This is a genomic window from Geomonas limicola (assembly GCF_014193675.1).
GTDB classification, from domain to species: Bacteria; Desulfobacterota; Desulfuromonadia; order Geobacterales; family Geobacteraceae; genus Geomonas; species Geomonas limicola.
In genome coordinates, this window is sequence record NZ_BLXZ01000009.1 from 174,022 (window position 1) to 190,118 (window position 16,097).

The 16,097-nt window shown below is 64.7% G+C and carries 14 protein-coding genes; 6 read left to right on the forward strand and 8 right to left on the reverse strand.

The features are described 5' to 3' along the window. Positions 1–12 precede the first annotated feature (12 nt). The 4 genes from H7688_RS19700 (at position 13) to H7688_RS19715 (ending at position 4,735) form a co-directional block, all read left to right on the forward strand. The gene (locus H7688_RS19700) at positions 13–2,304 is read left to right on the forward strand and encodes a heavy metal translocating P-type ATPase (protein ID WP_183362958.1); all 2,292 of its coding nucleotides are present in this window, start codon (positions 13–15) and stop codon (positions 2,302–2,304) included. A gap of 3 nt (positions 2,305–2,307) precedes the next feature. After that, on the forward strand, positions 2,308–2,517 hold the full coding sequence (locus H7688_RS19705) for a heavy metal-binding domain-containing protein (protein ID WP_183362959.1): 210 nt from the start codon (positions 2,308–2,310) through the stop codon (positions 2,515–2,517). Between the two features lie 552 nt (positions 2,518–3,069). Continuing rightward, positions 3,070–4,137, forward strand: coding sequence for a hypothetical protein (locus H7688_RS19710; RefSeq protein WP_183362960.1), 1,068 nt, complete (start codon positions 3,070–3,072; stop codon positions 4,135–4,137). A 337-nt stretch (positions 4,138–4,474) separates the two neighbouring features. Further along, positions 4,475–4,735 (forward strand): GSU3473 family protein, encoded by a 261-nt coding sequence (locus tag H7688_RS19715; RefSeq protein ID WP_183363024.1) that lies wholly within the window; start codon positions 4,475–4,477, stop codon positions 4,733–4,735. An 18-nt stretch (positions 4,736–4,753) separates the two neighbouring features. On the opposite strand, the gene H7688_RS19720 is transcribed toward H7688_RS19715, so the two are convergent. After that, entirely contained in the window at positions 4,754–5,935 is a 1,182-nt protein-coding gene (locus H7688_RS19720) for an MFS transporter (protein ID WP_183362961.1), read from the reverse strand. Between the two features lie 381 nt (positions 5,936–6,316). Here H7688_RS19720 and H7688_RS19725 point away from each other — a divergent pair, with 381 nt between their 5' ends. Continuing rightward, positions 6,317–8,284 (forward strand): multicopper oxidase family protein, encoded by a 1,968-nt coding sequence (locus tag H7688_RS19725; RefSeq protein WP_183362962.1) that lies wholly within the window; start codon positions 6,317–6,319, stop codon positions 8,282–8,284. 268 nt (positions 8,285–8,552) lie between these two features. Here H7688_RS19725 and H7688_RS19730 read toward each other — a convergent pair whose 3' ends face one another. Both H7688_RS19730 and H7688_RS19735 read right to left on the reverse strand, forming a co-directional pair. Further along, a complete protein-coding gene (locus tag H7688_RS19730) occupies positions 8,553–9,020 on the reverse strand; it encodes an SRPBCC family protein (protein ID WP_183362963.1) in 468 nt (155 codons plus the stop codon). Continuing rightward, the gene (locus H7688_RS19735) at positions 9,020–9,472 is read right to left on the reverse strand and encodes a macro domain-containing protein (protein WP_183362964.1); all 453 of its coding nucleotides are present in this window, start codon (positions 9,470–9,472) and stop codon (positions 9,020–9,022) included. Before H7688_RS19735 ends, H7688_RS19730 begins: the two co-directional genes overlap by 1 nt. A 274-nt stretch (positions 9,473–9,746) precedes the next feature. On the opposite strand from H7688_RS19735, the gene H7688_RS19740 reads away from it, so the two are divergent. Further along, the gene (locus tag H7688_RS19740; RefSeq protein WP_183362965.1) at positions 9,747–9,857 is read left to right on the forward strand and encodes a rubredoxin-like domain-containing protein; all 111 of its coding nucleotides are present in this window, start codon (positions 9,747–9,749) and stop codon (positions 9,855–9,857) included. A gap of 144 nt (positions 9,858–10,001) precedes the next feature. On the opposite strand, the gene H7688_RS19745 is transcribed toward H7688_RS19740, so the two are convergent. The 5 genes from H7688_RS19745 to H7688_RS19765 form a co-directional block, all read right to left on the reverse strand. Continuing rightward, positions 10,002–11,018, reverse strand: coding sequence for a GGDEF domain-containing protein (locus H7688_RS19745; RefSeq protein WP_183362966.1), 1,017 nt, complete (start codon positions 11,016–11,018; stop codon positions 10,002–10,004). 324 nt (positions 11,019–11,342) lie between these two features. After that, the gene (locus tag H7688_RS19750; protein ID WP_183362967.1) at positions 11,343–12,605 is read right to left on the reverse strand and encodes a DUF3108 domain-containing protein; all 1,263 of its coding nucleotides are present in this window, start codon (positions 12,603–12,605) and stop codon (positions 11,343–11,345) included. Between the two features lie 152 nt (positions 12,606–12,757). Beyond that, positions 12,758–12,958, reverse strand: coding sequence for a GSU3473 family protein (locus H7688_RS19755; RefSeq protein WP_183362968.1), 201 nt, complete (start codon positions 12,956–12,958; stop codon positions 12,758–12,760). A gap of 313 nt (positions 12,959–13,271) precedes the next feature. Then, positions 13,272–14,927, reverse strand: a complete 1,656-nt coding sequence (hcp, locus tag H7688_RS19760; protein WP_183362969.1) for a hydroxylamine reductase — start codon at positions 14,925–14,927, stop codon at positions 13,272–13,274. Positions 14,928–15,135: 208 nt separating this feature from the next. Next, complete coding sequence (locus tag H7688_RS19765; protein ID WP_183362970.1) at positions 15,136–16,080, reverse strand: HD-GYP domain-containing protein; 945 nt, start codon at positions 16,078–16,080, stop codon at positions 15,136–15,138. Positions 16,081–16,097 lie beyond the last annotated feature (17 nt).

Below are 16,097 nucleotides of genomic sequence, written 5' to 3' on the forward strand. Positions count from 1 at the left end.
AGGAGATGGACCATGACTACAGCTAAGAGAGCACGCTGCGAACTGCCGCTGGTCGGCATGCACTGTGCCGGTTGCGCGGGGCGCATCGAGAAGGCGCTGGCCCAGGCAGACGGCGTGGAAACCGCCAGCGTCAACTTCGCCACCAGCCGCGCCACGGTCAGCTACAATCCGCAGGCGACGGGCGTGGAGGCATTGAGCCAACTGGTGCGCGATATGGGGTACCAGGTTATCGACACCCCGGCCGGGGCCGAGGGGGCAGCCAGCGAGGAGGTCCAGGCGGCCGAGAGCGAGGTGCGTGCGGCCGAGTACCGGGAGCAGAAGATCCGCTTCCAGTTCTCCCTGGCGCTCTCCCTCCCGGTGATCTTCCTTGCCATGGCGGGGCACCTGGTGCCGGCCTGGGAAGAGTTCCTGGATTTCCCGGGGCGTAACTGGCTGGAACTCGCCCTCACCACGCCGGTCCTTTTCTGGGCCGGGCGCGGCTTCTTCACCGGCGCCTGGGCCGCCGCAAAACACCGGGTGGCCGACATGAACACCCTCGTTGCCCTGGGGACGCTCTCCGCCTACCTCTACAGCCTGGCGGCCACCCTCTTCCCCTCCTGGTTCGCCGCGGCGGGCGGCAGCCACGCGGCCCACGCCGGTGCACCGGTCTACTACGAGGCGGCGGCGGCCATCGTGACCCTCATTCTCATGGGGCGGCTTTTGGAGGCCCGCGCCAGGGCCAAGACCGGCGGCGCGATCCGCGCGCTCATGGGGCTGCAGCCCAAGCTGGCCCGCGTGGAGCGCGACGGGGTGGCACTGGATCTTCCGGTGGCCGAACTGCGGGTAGGCGATCTCGTCCTGGTGCGCCCCGGCGAGAAGGTGCCGGTGGACGGTGAGGTCGTCGAAGGGGGGTCGAGCGTCGACGAGAGCATGCTGACCGGCGAGCCGCTCCCGGTCCAGAAGAAACCGGGTGACACGGTGATCGGCGCGACCCTCAACAAGACCGGCGCGTTCAAGATGCGCACGACCCGGATCGGGCGCGACACGGTGTTGCAGCAGATCGTGCGCCTGGTCCAGGAGGCGCAGGGGTCGAAGGCCCCCATCCAGCGGCTCGCCGACCTGATCGCCTCCTATTTCGTCCCGGTGGTACTCTGCCTGGCCATCGCCACCTTCGTCGTCTGGTTCGACCTGGCCCCGGCGGAGTCGCGGCTCACCATGGCGCTGGTCACCATGGTTTCCGTGCTCATCATCGCCTGCCCCTGTGCCCTGGGACTCGCCACCCCCACCGCCATCATGGTGGGGACCGGCCGCGGCGCGCAAAGCGGCATCCTGATCAAGGGGGGCGAGGCCCTGGAGAAGGCGCACCGGCTCACCACCGTGGTCCTGGACAAGACCGGCACCATCACCCGGGGGGTTCCGACGGTGACCGACCTCGTGGCAGCGAACCTCGAGGAAACCGCGCTGCTCACCCTGGCGGCCTCCGCCGAGACCGGGAGCGAGCACCCGCTGGGCGAGGCTATCGTCCGCTCGGCGCAGGAGCGTGGGCTCCCCGGCTACCCGGCCAGCGGTTTCCAGGCACTCCCGGGTCAGGGGATCGAGGCAGAGGTCGAGGGACACCAGGTCCTGGTGGGGACGGCGGCGCTCTTGCGCGAGCGCGGCCTTACGGTCGATGAAGACGCGGCGCACCGGCTGGCCGACCAGGGGAAGACACCGGTATTTGTCGCACTGGACGGCAGCTTTGCCGGCATCATCGCGGTCGCCGACCCGGTGAAGGAAGGGTCGCGTGAAGCCATCCAGCGCCTGCACGCCCTGGGGCTCGAGGTGATCATGCTGACCGGCGACCACCGGCGCACCGCCGAGGCGATCGCCCGCGAGGTCGGTGTGGACCGGGTCCTCGCCGAGGTGCTCCCCGAGGCCAAGAACCAGGAGATCAAGCGGCTGCAGGGAACCGGCAAGCTGGTCGCCATGGTGGGCGACGGCATCAACGACGCTCCGGCGCTGGCCCAGGCCGACGTCGGCATCGCCATGGGGACCGGTACCGACGTGGCCATGGAGGCGGCCGACATCACCCTGGTGCGGGGCGACCTGAACGGGGTGGTCGCGGCAATAGCACTCTCCCGGGCCACCATTGCGAACATCAAGCAGAACCTGTTCTTCGCCTTCATCTACAACATCCTCGGGATCCCGATCGCCGCGGGGGCGCTCTACCCCTTCACCGGCTGGCTCTTGAGTCCGATCATCGCCTCGCTCGCCATGGCGCTTTCCTCGGTGAGCGTGGTGAGTAACGCCCTGCGACTGCGCGGCTTCAAGGTAGAGAGGAGCTAAACCATGGACGGCATCCAGATTATGGTAACCCTGGGCGGCATCGCCCTCATCGCGGCAACGCTCTGGTTTTTCTTCGGCGCGAGCACCGGTCCCGGGGCAGGGAAAAAGAAGTTCGCCTGTCCCATGCACCCCTGGATCACCAGCGACGATCCCGCGGTCCCCTGTTCGTTGTGCGGGATGCCGCTGGTTCGCAGCGATGAACTGAAAACCTGAGGAACCGGCGTTTCCCGGTCCCTCCCCGCGTCAAAATGACGACTCGCGCAGGCTGGCTTTTTCCAAAAAATTGGCGGTAGCGCCGGAGGGAGCAGGTCTGGACAGTGGACCGGCCCCTCCGCCCCCCGGCAGCCCTAAAGGTTCGAGATCAAACGAAAGTCAGCTCCCCCCACCGGATAACCTGCAACGCCAGGAAAAGGCAAACGCACGCGATTCCCCTCTCCCTCTCCCGACCGACGCCCCGGGCCTGACCACCCACCAACTGCAACATACCGATTTGACAGCAGTTTACCCCTCCATCCCCCAGGACAGCTTCCTTTTACCGTACTTTACCTATCTTTACCTTCGGCAAACCTAACCGAGCAATCCGCAGCACGCTCCTTGCTCCCTCCCCTACTGCGGGCCGCTCCCGGGCAAACCGGGTCCTGGTCCGGAATCCATTCAAGGAGGTACCGGCAGACATGACCACAGCATCGGCACGAGGCCCCGGCTAGCGGGTGCTTCCAGCGGACCTGAGACCACGGCAACCAACCACCACAAGGAGGCACCACGATGTCAATTTCCGCAATTTCCTCCGGTAGCACCAGCTACCTCGACCTCGCCACGTTGCGCGAGGAGTTCAAGAACCTCGGCAGTGCGCTCACCTCGGAAAACCTCTCCGACGCCCAGAGCGCCTACAGTGACCTGAAAACCGACAGTGCCAGCGCAGGCAGCGACACCAGCAACCCGATGGCGAAGGACCTGAGCAGCCTGGGGAGCGCCCTCGATTCGGGAGATCTCTCCAGCGCCAAAGAGACCTATGCCGAAATCCAGAAACACCTCGCCGGTCACGGCGCATTCGCCCGGCAACAGATGGAGCTGAAAACGGCCTGGGACAGCACGAGCGACTCCTCCACGAGTTCGGCGGACCAGGAAAGCGGCACAAGCTCCACCGACCAACTGGGCCAGGAACTGCAGAGCCTGATCGCAGCCCTTGGCTCCGGCAACCTCTCCGACGCCCAGGCCGCCTTCGCCACCTTGCAAAGTGACGTTTCCTCGAAAACTGGCGGCAGCTCCGACGACCCCTTCAGCAAAGACCTGCAGAGCTTGGGGGATTCGCTCACCTCGGGAAACCTGAGCGAGGCCCAGCAGCAGATGGCAAAGATCGAGGACAAGCTGAGCCAGCGCCCGCAAGGTCCGCCGCCGCCCCCGCCGCCGCAGAGCGGCTCCGAGGAAGACAGCAGCACGCTGCAAAGCGACCTCGACACCTTGAGCGCCGCGCTGCAATCAGGCGATCTCTCTGCGGCCCAGAAGGCCTTCGCCAGCTTCGAGAGCGACCTCACCGGCCAAAGCAGCGACACCACAACCGGCGCGACCGGCACCTCGGGGACCAGCCAGGTGAAGCACCACCACCCGCACCACTCCTCGGCGACCAGTGCCCAGAGTTCCACCGACTCCAGCGCGGAGAGCAGCACAACCGCCAGCACTGCCAGCAGCACCAGCTCCGAGACCGGCTCCAGCGCCAGCAGCGCAACGAGCGTCGAGTTGAGCCGGTTGCTTCAGACGGCTCTTACCAGCTACCTGCAATCAAGCAGCAAGTACTCCGCGCAGGATTCCGCGTCGGCCGCGCTGTTCATGTAACTCGGCGACGCAGGGTGTAGGCTGGACCGACCACCAGGAAGCCTCTCCGCGCCGACCGACCGAAGCGCGGGACACCGCACGCTGCACAGCACGAGGGTCAGCCGTATCCAGGCTGGCCCTCTTTTCGTAGCGTCGGGCGCGCCGGCCCTACCCTCGTGAAAGTATTTCGCCCCCCTCCAGGGGGAGGTTTCCCGAACAGGATCTTGAGGCACCTGGTGCCGCAGCGAAGTGGTGATCACGATCACAAACTGGCACTGATTGTGCTTCAGCAAGTAACTGTTGGGAAAGTAACTATGCCGGTTGACGCCGGGATGGCGGTAAGGAAGAGGAGCCGACGATGCTTGTTCAGGTTCAGTGGACCAACAGTATGTACGACTACGTTCAGGATGTCCTGCTCGACGATCTTATCGAGGCGGGCGGGGTGCAGCGTTTCCTGCGCAGTTCAGGATGGGCGACCATCGGCGTGGACCAGATCCGCTCCAAAACACCTGCAACGGGGTACATCGGCCCGGAACGCCGGGGGACCTGGCAACCCGACCCGCAGGCGGAAGCCACCGAGCTCCAGGCACACAGTTTTAACCACTGCGGCGCCTGCTGAAGGTCCCCGTGATCCGGGCTAACGCTGCGAAGGATCGGGCTGGGTCTTACCCCTGCGCCCCATGATCAGCCCGCCGGATACAACCGCCAGGGCAGCCAGTACCAGGTTCGCCATGAGGAAGGCGTAGCCCCGTCCCCGGTGTTCCAGCGATCCCCAGAGTACCCCGGCCAGCAGACTCCCCAAGGCCTGCCCCACCACCCGCGCGATGGAGAGGAGCCCCGAGGCCACCGAGTCGGTCTCCTCCGGAGCCAGCGAGAGCACCGCGGCGTTGTTCGCCGCCTGGAACAAGGCGCGCCCCAGCCCGATCCCGCCCAAGCCCAACGCCACACTCCCGGTGATCCCCTGCAGACAGGAAGAGAGCGCCATCACCGCGCTCCCTGCCCAGCTCACCAGGTTGAACCCCTTGCGATCCGAGAGTTTGCCTGCCCAGGGCCCCAAAAACAGCAGCATGAGCGGCGGTACCAAAAGCACCAGCCCGACCCGCCCCGGGGTCATCCCCCCCGCCTCCAGGTAAAAAGGCCACAGCAGGTTGGTACCGAAGGATTGGGCGAAGAAGAGCACCGTCGCCAGGAGCGCCAGCAGAAAGCGCGGCGCTCGCGCTGCCCGGCGCAGCCCTTCCTTAAGCCCCACCCCGCGCAGCTCCCCCAGGCGCCCCGACAGCGCCAACGCCACCATCCCCAGCGGCAGGTTCATATAGAAGATGCTGCGCCACCCCAAGAGATCGACCAGGAAGCCTCCCACCGGCGGTCCGGTCAAGGTGCCGGCAGCCACCGAACCGGCCACCATTCCCAGCGCCCACCCCTTGCGTTCCGGGAAGGTCGCCGCAGCAAGCCCCGGCACGAGCCCAATCACCCCGGCCCCCGCGATCCCCTGCAGGAACCGCAGCGTAAAGAGCCATCCCAGGTTGGGGGAGACCCCCAAGAGCAGCGAGATGGCGCTGAAGGTGAGCAGCGAGACCCGGTAGACCCGTACCGTCCCGTAGCGGCCGGCGAGCCCCGACAAGGGGAGAAAGGCGAGCGCCGAGCCGATCAGGTAGAGCGAGGCCGCCCACTGCACGGTAGCGGCATCGGTGTGGAAATGGGCCGCCAGCGAAGGGAGCGCCAGGTTCAGTGCACTCGCATCCAGGGTGGAGAGGGTGACGCCGATGAGCAGCGCAGCCAGGCGCAGGTCGGCGCGAAATAGGGTGAATCGTCGAAACATCTGAAGCTTCCTCGCTGCAAGCCGTGCCGTGGTGCCTGGGCACTTCATCACGCCGGGCTTGGTTGGAGCGGCATTTCGTAGGCCTACCGGCGTACACACCGGCAAGGTGAAGGGTGCCAAATTGAAACAGTACTCCTTTTTTGGTCAGCGCAACAGGGATCGTAATTCTAATGAGTTAACTGCCGGACTTGGCAAGCCCTCGCAATTAAGCACACCCTTCCCGTTCGCCACCTCGCAGCACTTCCACGTCTTTTCGATCACTTACAAAGATTAACAATCTGGCACCATTCCTGAATTGTCTCATGAAAGGATCCGGGATACGCCGGCAACCATTACACCGGAGCCGGATCACTTGATATGTCATGCAAATGGGGAGGAATTATGAAAAGGAGATCCGTTGTTTTGTTGTTGTTCTGCTGGGCGCTGCTCATTGCCGCGTGCGGCAAGAGCTCGTCGGGGATCGTGGTCCAGGCGAGTTCCGGAAAGGACCTTCTGGATCCACTGGCACTGCAGCAGTTCGCCAGCGACCTGCCGCTCATTCCCGTGGCGGTGCCGGATACCACGAGCGTCCCGGGAGCCGAGTACTACACGGTGGTTGCCGAGCAGACTGCCGGCTACGACTTCGGCCTGCGCAGGAAGGACGGCAGCGAGCTGGTCAACCCGGCAACCGGCGCCCCGATCCGCACCACCGTCTGGGGCTACACCACCAACGGGATCAAGGCGGGCTACCTGGGCGCCACCATCGAGGCACGCTCCACACTCCCCGGCGAGACCGGGAAGCCGGTGCGGGTCAAGTACCTCAACAACCTGCGGGGCTCGGACGGTCAACTGCTCGCCAAGCACCTGCTCACCGTGGACCCCACGCTGGGGGGTGCGGGCATGGGCGACCCTGAAATACGCATGGTGACGCACCTGCACGGCGGCCATGTGGCACCCGAGATGGACGGTCACCCCGAAGCCTGGATCACCAACAACCCGGCGGCAGCCGGACTCCCCGCCGACCCGGTCAGCGGCCGCCCCGAGCGCCCGGCCGGCAACACGGTCACCTACAGCTATACCAACGACCAGCCTGCCAACCAACTCTGGTACCACGACCACGCCATGGGGATCACCCGGCTCAACGTCTACGCCGGGCTGGCTGCCAACTACCTGTTGCGCGACAGCAAGGAGGACGCCCTCAACCTGCCGCGCGGCGCCTACGAGATCCCCCTGGTGATCCAGGACAAGTCCTTCAACGAGGACGGCTCGCTGCACTACGACTCGAACGCCCTGTTGAACCCGGACGGCACCCCGGTGACGGTGGACGGCAAGCCGGTGTTCAGCTCCAACCCGGAGTTCTTCGGCAACGTAATCACCGTTAACGGCAAGGCCTGGCCCAAGCTCGAGGTGGAGCCCCGCAAGTACCGTTTCCGCATGCTGAACGGCTCGGATTCCCGCTTCTACCACATCTGGCTCGAGCGCAGCGACGGGCTCCCGATCCCCGCCGGCGCCATCACCCAGATCGGCAACGACGGCGGTCTCATGCCCGTTGCGGTTGCGGACATCGGCAGTGGAGAGGAAAAGGGATTGCTGCTCGCCCTGGCCGAGCGCGCCGACCTGATCGTGGACTTTTCCAAGTTCCCGGCCGGCACCAGAATCACCGTGCGCAACGACGCCGCCACCCCCTATCCGAGCGGCTCCGAGGTAAACCCGGCAAGCACCGGACGGATCATGCAGTTCAGGGTCAGTAAGCCCCTGGCACAGGCCGACACGACCCAGGTCCCGAGCAACCCGCGCCCGCTGGTGGCGCTGGGTACGGCCGACAACGTGCGCCTGGTCGACCTGCAGGAGACCGAGGAGAATGGCGCCTACCTGTACGACCCCATGACCGGATCGATCTCGAAAAGGCTGAAGATCCTCTTGAACGGGCTTCCCTTCGACGCACCGGTTACCGAGAACATCCGGCTCAACGACGTAGAGGACTGGATCATCATCAACAACACGGTGGACATGCACCCGATGCACCTGCACCTGGTGCACTTCGAGGTAGTCGAGAAAGGGAGTATCGCCCCGGGCGCCTACACGCCGGCCGACGGCGCGGGGGGGATGCCGCGGGTGGCACCGGGCGGGCTGCGCCCTTCTATCAATCCGGACGGCACCGCCGCGGACGCCGATTCACCCTACACCGTGCAACCCCAGGAAGGTGGCCTCAAGGACACCGTCCGGGTTCCCCCTGCCGACGACGTGCTGGGTGCCCAGGGGTACGTGCGGGTCCGGGCCAAGTTCGACCTGATCGGCACCTACATGTGGCACTGCCACATCCTGGCCCACGAGGACCACGAGATGATGCGCCCGTTCAGGGTGCAGTAGCTACGGCTCGATGACCGGTAACAAAGAAGCGGCGCTCCCCTGCGGGGCGCCGCTTCTTCTTTGCCAGGCAAGGGCAGGGCCCGAGGTACTAAGCTCCAAATCATCGGCCCATCGGGCAGCCAGCATCCCAGTTCCCTGATTCCTGCCCCCTTATCACTACTCGCCAGTCCCTACTCGCCACTCCCTACTCCCTACTCCCTACTCCCTACTCCCTACTCCCTACTCCCTACTCCCCAGTCCCCAGTCCCCAGTCCCCAGGCCCCAGTTCCTAGCCCTTAGTCCCTATTGGCCAAAGCCTCTCGACAACCTCGCGCCGGTAGGCGAAGATGGCGCGGATCTTTTTGCGGACCATGCCGGAGGCGATGCGCCCCAGGGGGCCCAGCGGCAGGGCGAAGTGCACGATGTCGCGCATTTCCACCCCCTGGGGCACCTCGCGGAACAGGTGCTGGTGGTGCCAGAGCCGGTACGGTCCCAGGCGCTGCTCGTCGATGAAGTAGCGCGGCGCCTCGCAGTGGGTTATCTCGGTTACCCAGGAAAGCGGCAGCCCCAAAAGAGGGCGCACCGTGTAGGTGATGATCATGCCCGCGTACATCTCGGGCTGGGGGGGCGAGGTCACCTTGAAGCCGAGCCAAGGGGGCGTTATGGTGGCCAGGTTCTCGGGGCGGCCGAAAAAATCCCAGGCCTTTTCCAGGGTGATGGGGAGCAGGTGCACCTGCTCAAAGCGTTCCACAGACATCAGTCACCTTCCTTTGGTTCGGGGGACGGCGCGCAGATCACCACGAACCGCCCGTCGAAGTACTGTTCCAGGAGCGGCCGTACCTCGCTCCAACTAAGGCCGCCGCCACCGCACCCCGGCCGCGGCACCAGCACCCGGTCCCACCCCTCACGGTCCGCCAGCTCCCTCAATTCCCCGGCCGAACGGGCGATGAGCCTCAGGTCGGGATTGGCCCAGGCCGATTCCTCGACCGGGAAGCTGACGATACCGTGCTCGAGGAGGTGCACGTGGTTTCCGCTGCGGCCGATGATGCCACCCAGCAGTTCGGGGAGTTCCGGGTAGCGCTGTGCCGCCTGCCCCGCGACGCCGCGCCGCAGTACCGCCCTCCCCTGCCGGCTCACGCTACCGCTCGTGGTGATGGCGATGATGGCCCGTCCCGCTTCGGCCCAGATGTCTCCGGATGCCTCGATCATGTCATGTCATCCTCATAGGGCTGAACGTCGCTGTCTGATCCACCCGAAGGTGATGGCATACAACCTACCAGAGTTCGAGGTGTGACTCAACCGCTGTGCACCGGTTTATCTGTGAGTGAACCGGTAGTGGCAGCAAATGGGTTTCACATTGACATTGGTAACGGCTTGACCTAATTTACCTGCACACGGTTCCTTGGGCGTCTGGCTCGGCTCCACCCAGGTTCAGTCGAGCGGATGCACCAGATTCTACCATCCCGCAAAACCAGGAGGTACTATGAAGAAGTGGCGCTGCATCATCTGCGATCATATCCACGAAGGCGACGATCCGCCGGCAACCTGTCCGGTGTGTGGAGTTGACTCCAGCAATTTCGAAGAGGTCGCCTAGCGGCACGAGCCCGCGCAGTTGCGGGTCGTTGTGGCGAGAATGACAAAGGGGGCGCACCGGATGGTGCTCCCCCTTTTTTTGCGCTGAGGCTGCGGGATCCGGGACGCAGATTTCCGCAACCGGAACTCGTGGTATGGCAAGGGATCAGTGGATGGTCTGGTCCGCGAGCATGCTGACATTCTTGCCGCTTCGTTTGGCACGGTACAGCGCCTGGTCGGCCTTGGCCAGCACATCCTTCAGGGTGCACTCCCGCTTGTCGCTCCGGCTCGCGACGCCGAGGCTCGCGCTGACCTGGACCGTGAGCGGGCCCATGGCAAGCCGCAGGTTCGCGATCCGGCTGCGGATGCGCTCCGCAACCCGTAGGGCATCCTTGGCGCGGGTCCCCGGCAGGAGCACGGCGAACTCTTCACCACCGTAGCGGGTGGCCAGGTCGGCTCCGCGCAGCGCGTCCCGGATCACCCCGGCGACTTCGGCGATGACCTGGTCCCCGGCGGGATGACCGAAGGTGTCGTTGAGCGCCTTGAAATCATCGATGTCGATCATGATGAGGGCCTGGGGGCGCTCCTCGCGGCGTCCCTCCTCGATCTCCAGGAGTTCCTCGAAGGCACGCCGGTTCAGGAGCCCGGTGAGTGCGTCGCGCAGCGAGAGTTCCTGGAGTTCCCGATACTCACGCGCCTTTTCCAGTGCGGCGGCCAGGGACTCGCCGATGCCGGAGAGAAACTCGGTGGATACCCTCGGGCCGGCTGCCTCGCTCATCCTGAGCGTCCCGAGCCCGGTGGGCAACTGCACGGTGATCTCGTACCCCTGGTCCTGCGCCCCAGCGGGGACGCTGAAGCGCCGCGGCTGAGCGGCAGCCCCGGAGATGCGGGAAACCTCGGCTGGCGCGTGCTGGGAAGCGCCGGGAAAACTCATGTTCTCCAAAATGTCGTTAGGAAAGGCAAAATGGGCCTGGCTGAAACCGAAATAGCGGTGCAGCCACTGTGCGGCGGTAGCACAGACCAGCTTGGGGTCGCGCTCCCCGAAGACGGCACAGCAAAAAGCGGCGAGGAACCGGGCCTCGTTGAGCAGCTGAACATCGCTCGGGCTCGGTTTCACACCCACCTCCACAAAGTTCGAGGCAGGTGCAGACTCCTCGAAGCCCTCGTACACCTGATACGCCATTTCTGAACCACGGATTCTCGGACTCACGGTTGGTCCTTTCGTCGGGCTGGCACCCTCTGGAAAATCTGCTGCGGTTCCCGTAAACAGCAACCACCGTGCCAACGGTAGGCCTTGTCTTACATCCACCGCCCGGAGGGGCCGCGACCCACCCGAAGAGGCAGCACCCCTTGTGCCTGCGCCCTTCCGCTGCCATTGCAGATGCTCCGGTCCCGGGACGACACCCACGTAAAAAAAGCGCCGTCGTTACGGCCTAAGGTCAAAAAACCGTCACGCGTCGCTTTTTTGGTGTCAGAAAATGCTGGAAGCCGCAGCGCTATGTGGAGGTTACTTGGTCTGCGGGGGGCCCGGAAGGTTCGAGGAAAGCGACAGGGGGGCCGACGGCTTCCCCTGGTGAGCCTGCGACTCGGCAGAGATCAGCTCGGCAGTGACCCTCCCCAGGGCGATGGTGGTCACCATCTTCACCGGGACCTTGCGCGCGTCGTCGGTCATCCAGATCAAGAGATCGCCGGTACGCCTGAAGATGCCTGCCGTTTTCTGCACCGGTTTCACCACCACGGTTGCCACCTTGTCGAAGTTGGCGAGGCGGATCTCCTCCTTGCGCAGGACTTCCACCGGGACCTCGGCGTAGACCTCCGAGTCGTAGATGTGCAGGAATTCGGTCTTTCCTACTTCCAGTTGCCGGTTGCGCAGGTAGTAGATACCGGAGAGCGAGTCGAGCACGTCGTCTTCGGGAACATCGGTGCGCAGCACGCGGTGCTGCAGGAAATCCACCCAGTTGACCTGTTTTTTCCCAAGGTTGATGGTGATCATTTCGTCACTTTGGAAGCTCCCCTCGGTCTGGCGGATCTTGGTCATGATGAATTGACCGTCCACGTGCCGGGTCTCGATCAGGTCGTCGACCGGGTAGAAACTGGAGATGGCGGCGTTGGACCTGACCCTGAGGACGATGCTGGTGGTGCCGTTTTCCAGCTTGGCCTCAAGCTCGGCGCTGCCGATCGGTACGCCGTGCATGCTCAGGACATAACTCAGTTTTTCCTGTTGTGAGGAGAGGAAATCGCTCCCTTTCAGGCGCGGGCCCGGTGCCTGCGCCACGACACGACGCAGCGGGAAATCGGCAGGCAAGGGGGCGGGGGTTGGAAGCGGTCGCGCCACCCGGGCGCTGGGGCGGCGCACCCTGGGTTTGCGGATCCGGGGCTGCTCCTCTTCCGGATCGACCGGCTCGCTGGACGCAGCCGGGGTTACAGCCGGTGGCTCTGGCTGGTTAGGAGGGGCATGCGGTTTTAGTTGCGGTTCGGGCTCAGGCGCGGGTTCGGGCTGGGCAGCGGGGGGCGCTGCGGCGGCCTGCACCGGTTGAGCCGCGGGGAGCTTGGCTGCGGCAACCGGGCTGGGCGGGGGCACCGCCCGAGCCGGAGCGGCAGCGCTCTTGGCCTCGGCGAGATCCACCATGACGACCGGTGGCTGCTGGACCGGAGCCCCGAAATTGTAACTGGCAAACATACCCAGGAGTAGCCCGGGGAGAAAATGGAGGAGCACCGAACAGGCGAGGCAGAGTGCGAAGGTTCGTATCTTGTGCGGGCGGAGTGTCATGACCTTAACGATGCAAGTTCTGCACCGCGCGAAGGGAGCCTAAAGGGGGGGGCGACGCATGCGGAATCTTGTCCGCCGGACGTAGCACTCCCGCGCACCGGCGCCTGGGCGACGGGATCGGGGTACGACAGGCGGCGTGGGCCAAGCGCAGGCTAGAGACAGCTCAGCTGACGCAGACAGCAGTGGGTACGGGGTTGGGCGGGAAGTTTCGGACAGGGCTTCAAAGAGGAGACGGCGATCCACCCGGTGGCACCCAGAAACTCGCTGATCAACCCATTGTCGATCAGCTCTTCCAGCTTGGACGCCAATGCAACGGTTACCGATTGATCGGGGCAGCGCACGAGGATTACCATGGCGAGTCTCCTGGGCCGTAAGAAACCGGCGCTAGATGCTGCTGTTACGAAAATACATGCGTAGTCTGGGGGGAATGACTTTCGGTTTATACACAACCTGCGGGGAATAGTAAAGCTTAAAATGCACTAAGACTTCCCTGTCCCGCAACTCACGCTTTTTAGCCGTGTCAGCACGACGTTGGCAGCCGCCTCCTGGGCAGGGGGCGGGTTCAAGATTCCGGGCACCTTCAGCCGGCCGCCCCGCGCCGCAGCTACGAAAAAGGGGCGCCGTCGCTGGCGCCCCCTCCCCTTTCAACCAGTTGATCACCTGCATCTAAGTCCCCAGGGCGTGCTGCAGATCCTGGTCCGCCGTCGAGATCGGGCCCAGGTCGTAGTTCTTCACCAGGACGTCCAGCACGTCGGGCGAGACGTAGGCCGGCAGGGACGGCCCGAGCCGGATCCCCTTCACCCCGAGGTAGAGCAGGCTCAAAAGGATCACGTGGGCCTTCTGTTCGTACCAGGAGAGGATCATGGAGAGCGGCAGGTCGTTCACGCCGCAATGGAAGGCCTCGGCAAGCGCGGTGGCGATGCGTACCGCGGAGTAGGCGTCGTTACACTGCCCCACGTCCAAGAGGCGCGGGATCCCGCCGATGTCGCCGAACTCGAGCCGGTTGAAACGGTTCTTGCCGCAGGCCAGGGTCAGGATCACACAGTCCTGGGGCACCTTCTCGGCGAGTTCCGTGAAGTAGTTGCGTCCGGACTTGGCCCCGTCGCAGCCGCCGATCAGGAAGAAGCGGCGGATGGCGCCGTTTTTCACCGCATCGATGACCCGGTCCGCCACCTTTAACACCGCCTCGTGCCCGAAGCCGACCAGGATCTGCTGCCCCGGCATCTCGGGGAGGTCGGGAAGCGAGAGGGCCTTGTCGATCACCGGGGTGAAGTCGTGCCCTTCCAGGTGTGGGATCCCCGGCCAGGCCACCTCCCCCCAGGTGAAGAGCCGGTCGGTGTACTCGCCGGCAGGCTTCTGGATGCAGTTGGTGTTGAAGACGATGGCCCCCCTGAAGTCCGGGAGCTCCTTCACCTGGTTCTGCCAGGCGGTGCCGAAGTGCCCGGCGAAGTGCGGGTACTTCCTGAGGCCGGGGTAGCCGTTGGCCGGAAGCATCTCGCCGTGGGTGTAGACGTTGATCCCCTTTCCGTCGGTCTGTTTCAGGATCTCTTCCAGCATGGGGAGGTCGTGCCCGGAGACCACGATCCCCTTGCCGCGCCGGGTTCCCAGGTTCACCAGCATCGGTTCGGGTGCCTGGAAGCGCTCTGCGTGCCCCTGGTAGAGCAACTCCATGGTGCGCAGGTTCCACTTGCCGCACTCAAGCGAGAGGTTCACGAAGTCGTCCAGGGTTGCCTGAGGGTTCTCGGTCATGGCCAGCGAGTGGTGGATGAAGGCGTAGATCTCGTCATCCTCCTGTCCCAGTTCGGTGGCATGCCAGGCAAAGGCCGCCATCCCCATCAGGCCGTAGATCAGGATCTCGATACCGGAGAGGATGTTTTGATCCTGGTGCCAGGTAAAGACGCCGTGCTGGCGCCCCTGTTCGATGAGTCCCTGGGTGTCCCCCGCCGGGGTCCACTGGGCCGGCCCCTCGCCAAGTTCCGGGGCCGCTCCTCCGTTTTTGGCCTGGTAGGCGTCCTGGTAGAGCACCTTGGCCCGCTCCTTCATCAGGTGGCACTTCCTGAGCCGGCGCGCGATGTCCTCGGGGTCGAAGTTCACGTTGGTCACCCGGGTGAAGAACCCGTCGAGCATGAAGCGATCCACCTCCTGGTCCTTTTGTCCCAGGGTGCGTGCCTGGTTGGCGTAGAGCGCCACCCCTTTCATCCCGTAGATCATCAGGTCGAGCAGTGCCGAGACCTGCGGGTCCTTGCCGCAGTTCCCGATCACGTCGCACCCCACCCCTCGCGCCGCCTGTTCGCACTGCCGGCAAAACATTTCCCGTTCCATAGGCTCACTCCTTAATGTTAGAAATTACCAACCGAAAGAGTGTTGCAGATGCGGCGGGATTTTCAAGGATGGCGCGAGGAATGGTGCCGAGTTGCACGGAAACCCGATTCAAACGGAAATTCGGGAAAGCGCTGGAGGGGCTCACCCCTCCCCTGGCAGGACAGGGTGAGGAGGATGTAGCACATGGGGGTGGCCGGCAGTTGGCCGATCAGGACTCGATGAGAGAGAAGAGGAGTTCCACCAGTTCGGGGTCCAGGTTCCTCCCCTTCATGCTGGCCAACAGGGCGTGCAGTTCGGGGCCCACGAGCCCCTTGCGGTAGGGTCGATCCATGGTGAGGGCGTCGCAGATGTCGGCGGCCGCCACGATCTGGGCCGGCAGCGGGATCTGGTGGCCTTTCAGGCCGAAGGGGTAGCCGGTGCCGTCGAAACGTTCGTGGTGGTAGAGCACGATGTCCTGCACCGTCTTCGAGAGGTTTGCCTTGCGCACCACCTCGGCCCCCCACTCGGGGTGCTTCATGACCACCTTGAACTCCTCCTCGCTGAGCGCCCGCTCCGCGTTGAGGATCGCCTCGGGGACCCCGATCTTGCCGCAGTCATGCAGCCAGCTGCCGTAACGGATCTCCTTGCGGGTGCGCTCGGGGATATGGCGCGCCTCGGCAAGCCTCAAGGCGAGGGTGGCCACCCGGTCGCAGTGCCCCTTGGTGGAGGCATCCTTGAGTTCGATGGTCTGGGCCAGCGAGTGCAGGATGAACTCGTCCTCGCGCTGCAGGGACTGCAGCACCCGGTAGCGGCGGATGCCGTCCTTCACCGCGAGAAGCATCTCCGATTTCTTCCAGGGCTTCAGGACGAAGCGGAACACCTCCCCCGAGTTGATGGCAGCAAGCGCCGTGGCGAGGTCGGCACTGCCGGTCATCATGATCTTCACGGTATGGGGAGAGACTTCCTTGATGCGGGCGAGCAGCTCCACCCCGCGCATGCCGGGCATCTCGTTGTCCGAGACCACCACGGCGATCGACTGTTCCTCCACGATCTGGAGCGCCTCGAGCGGTGAGTTCGCCGAAAGCACGTTGAGACCGCGGTTGCGGAACATGGCGCTGGTGTAGGTCAGCACGCTTTTTTCGTCGTCGACGAAGAGCACCGTTTCCTGGCTCATGCGCTCCCCTTCCCGAT

Bases quoted from the DNA above. Each gene is read 5' to 3' on its own strand.
- H7688_RS19705 (WP_183362959.1), top strand. From the start codon at position 2,308: ATGGACGGCATCCAGATTATGGTAACCCTGGGCGGCATCGCCCTCATC.
- H7688_RS19725 (WP_183362962.1), top strand. From the start codon at position 6,317: ATGAAAAGGAGATCCGTTGTTTTGTTGTTGTTCTGCTGGGCGCTGCTC.
- hcp (WP_183362969.1), bottom strand. From the start codon at position 14,927: ATGGAACGGGAAATGTTTTGCCGGCAGTGCGAACAGGCGGCGCGAGGG.
- H7688_RS19710 (WP_183362960.1), top strand. From the start codon at position 3,070: ATGTCAATTTCCGCAATTTCCTCCGGTAGCACCAGCTACCTCGACCTC.
- H7688_RS19720 (WP_183362961.1), bottom strand. From the start codon at position 5,935: ATGTTTCGACGATTCACCCTATTTCGCGCCGACCTGCGCCTGGCTGCG.
- H7688_RS19765 (WP_183362970.1), bottom strand. From the start codon at position 16,080: ATGAGCCAGGAAACGGTGCTCTTCGTCGACGACGAAAAAAGCGTGCTG.
- H7688_RS19715 (WP_183363024.1), top strand. From the start codon at position 4,475: ATGCTTGTTCAGGTTCAGTGGACCAACAGTATGTACGACTACGTTCAG.
- H7688_RS19700 (WP_183362958.1), top strand. From the start codon at position 13: ATGACTACAGCTAAGAGAGCACGCTGCGAACTGCCGCTGGTCGGCATG.
- H7688_RS19735 (WP_183362964.1), bottom strand. From the start codon at position 9,472: ATGATCGAGGCATCCGGAGACATCTGGGCCGAAGCGGGACGGGCCATC.
- H7688_RS19745 (WP_183362966.1), bottom strand. From the start codon at position 11,018: ATGGCGTATCAGGTGTACGAGGGCTTCGAGGAGTCTGCACCTGCCTCG.
- H7688_RS19730 (WP_183362963.1), bottom strand. From the start codon at position 9,020: ATGTCTGTGGAACGCTTTGAGCAGGTGCACCTGCTCCCCATCACCCTG.
- H7688_RS19755 (WP_183362968.1), bottom strand. From the start codon at position 12,958: ATGGTAATCCTCGTGCGCTGCCCCGATCAATCGGTAACCGTTGCATTG.
- H7688_RS19740 (WP_183362965.1), top strand. From the start codon at position 9,747: ATGAAGAAGTGGCGCTGCATCATCTGCGATCATATCCACGAAGGCGAC.
- H7688_RS19750 (WP_183362967.1), bottom strand. From the start codon at position 12,605: ATGACACTCCGCCCGCACAAGATACGAACCTTCGCACTCTGCCTCGCC.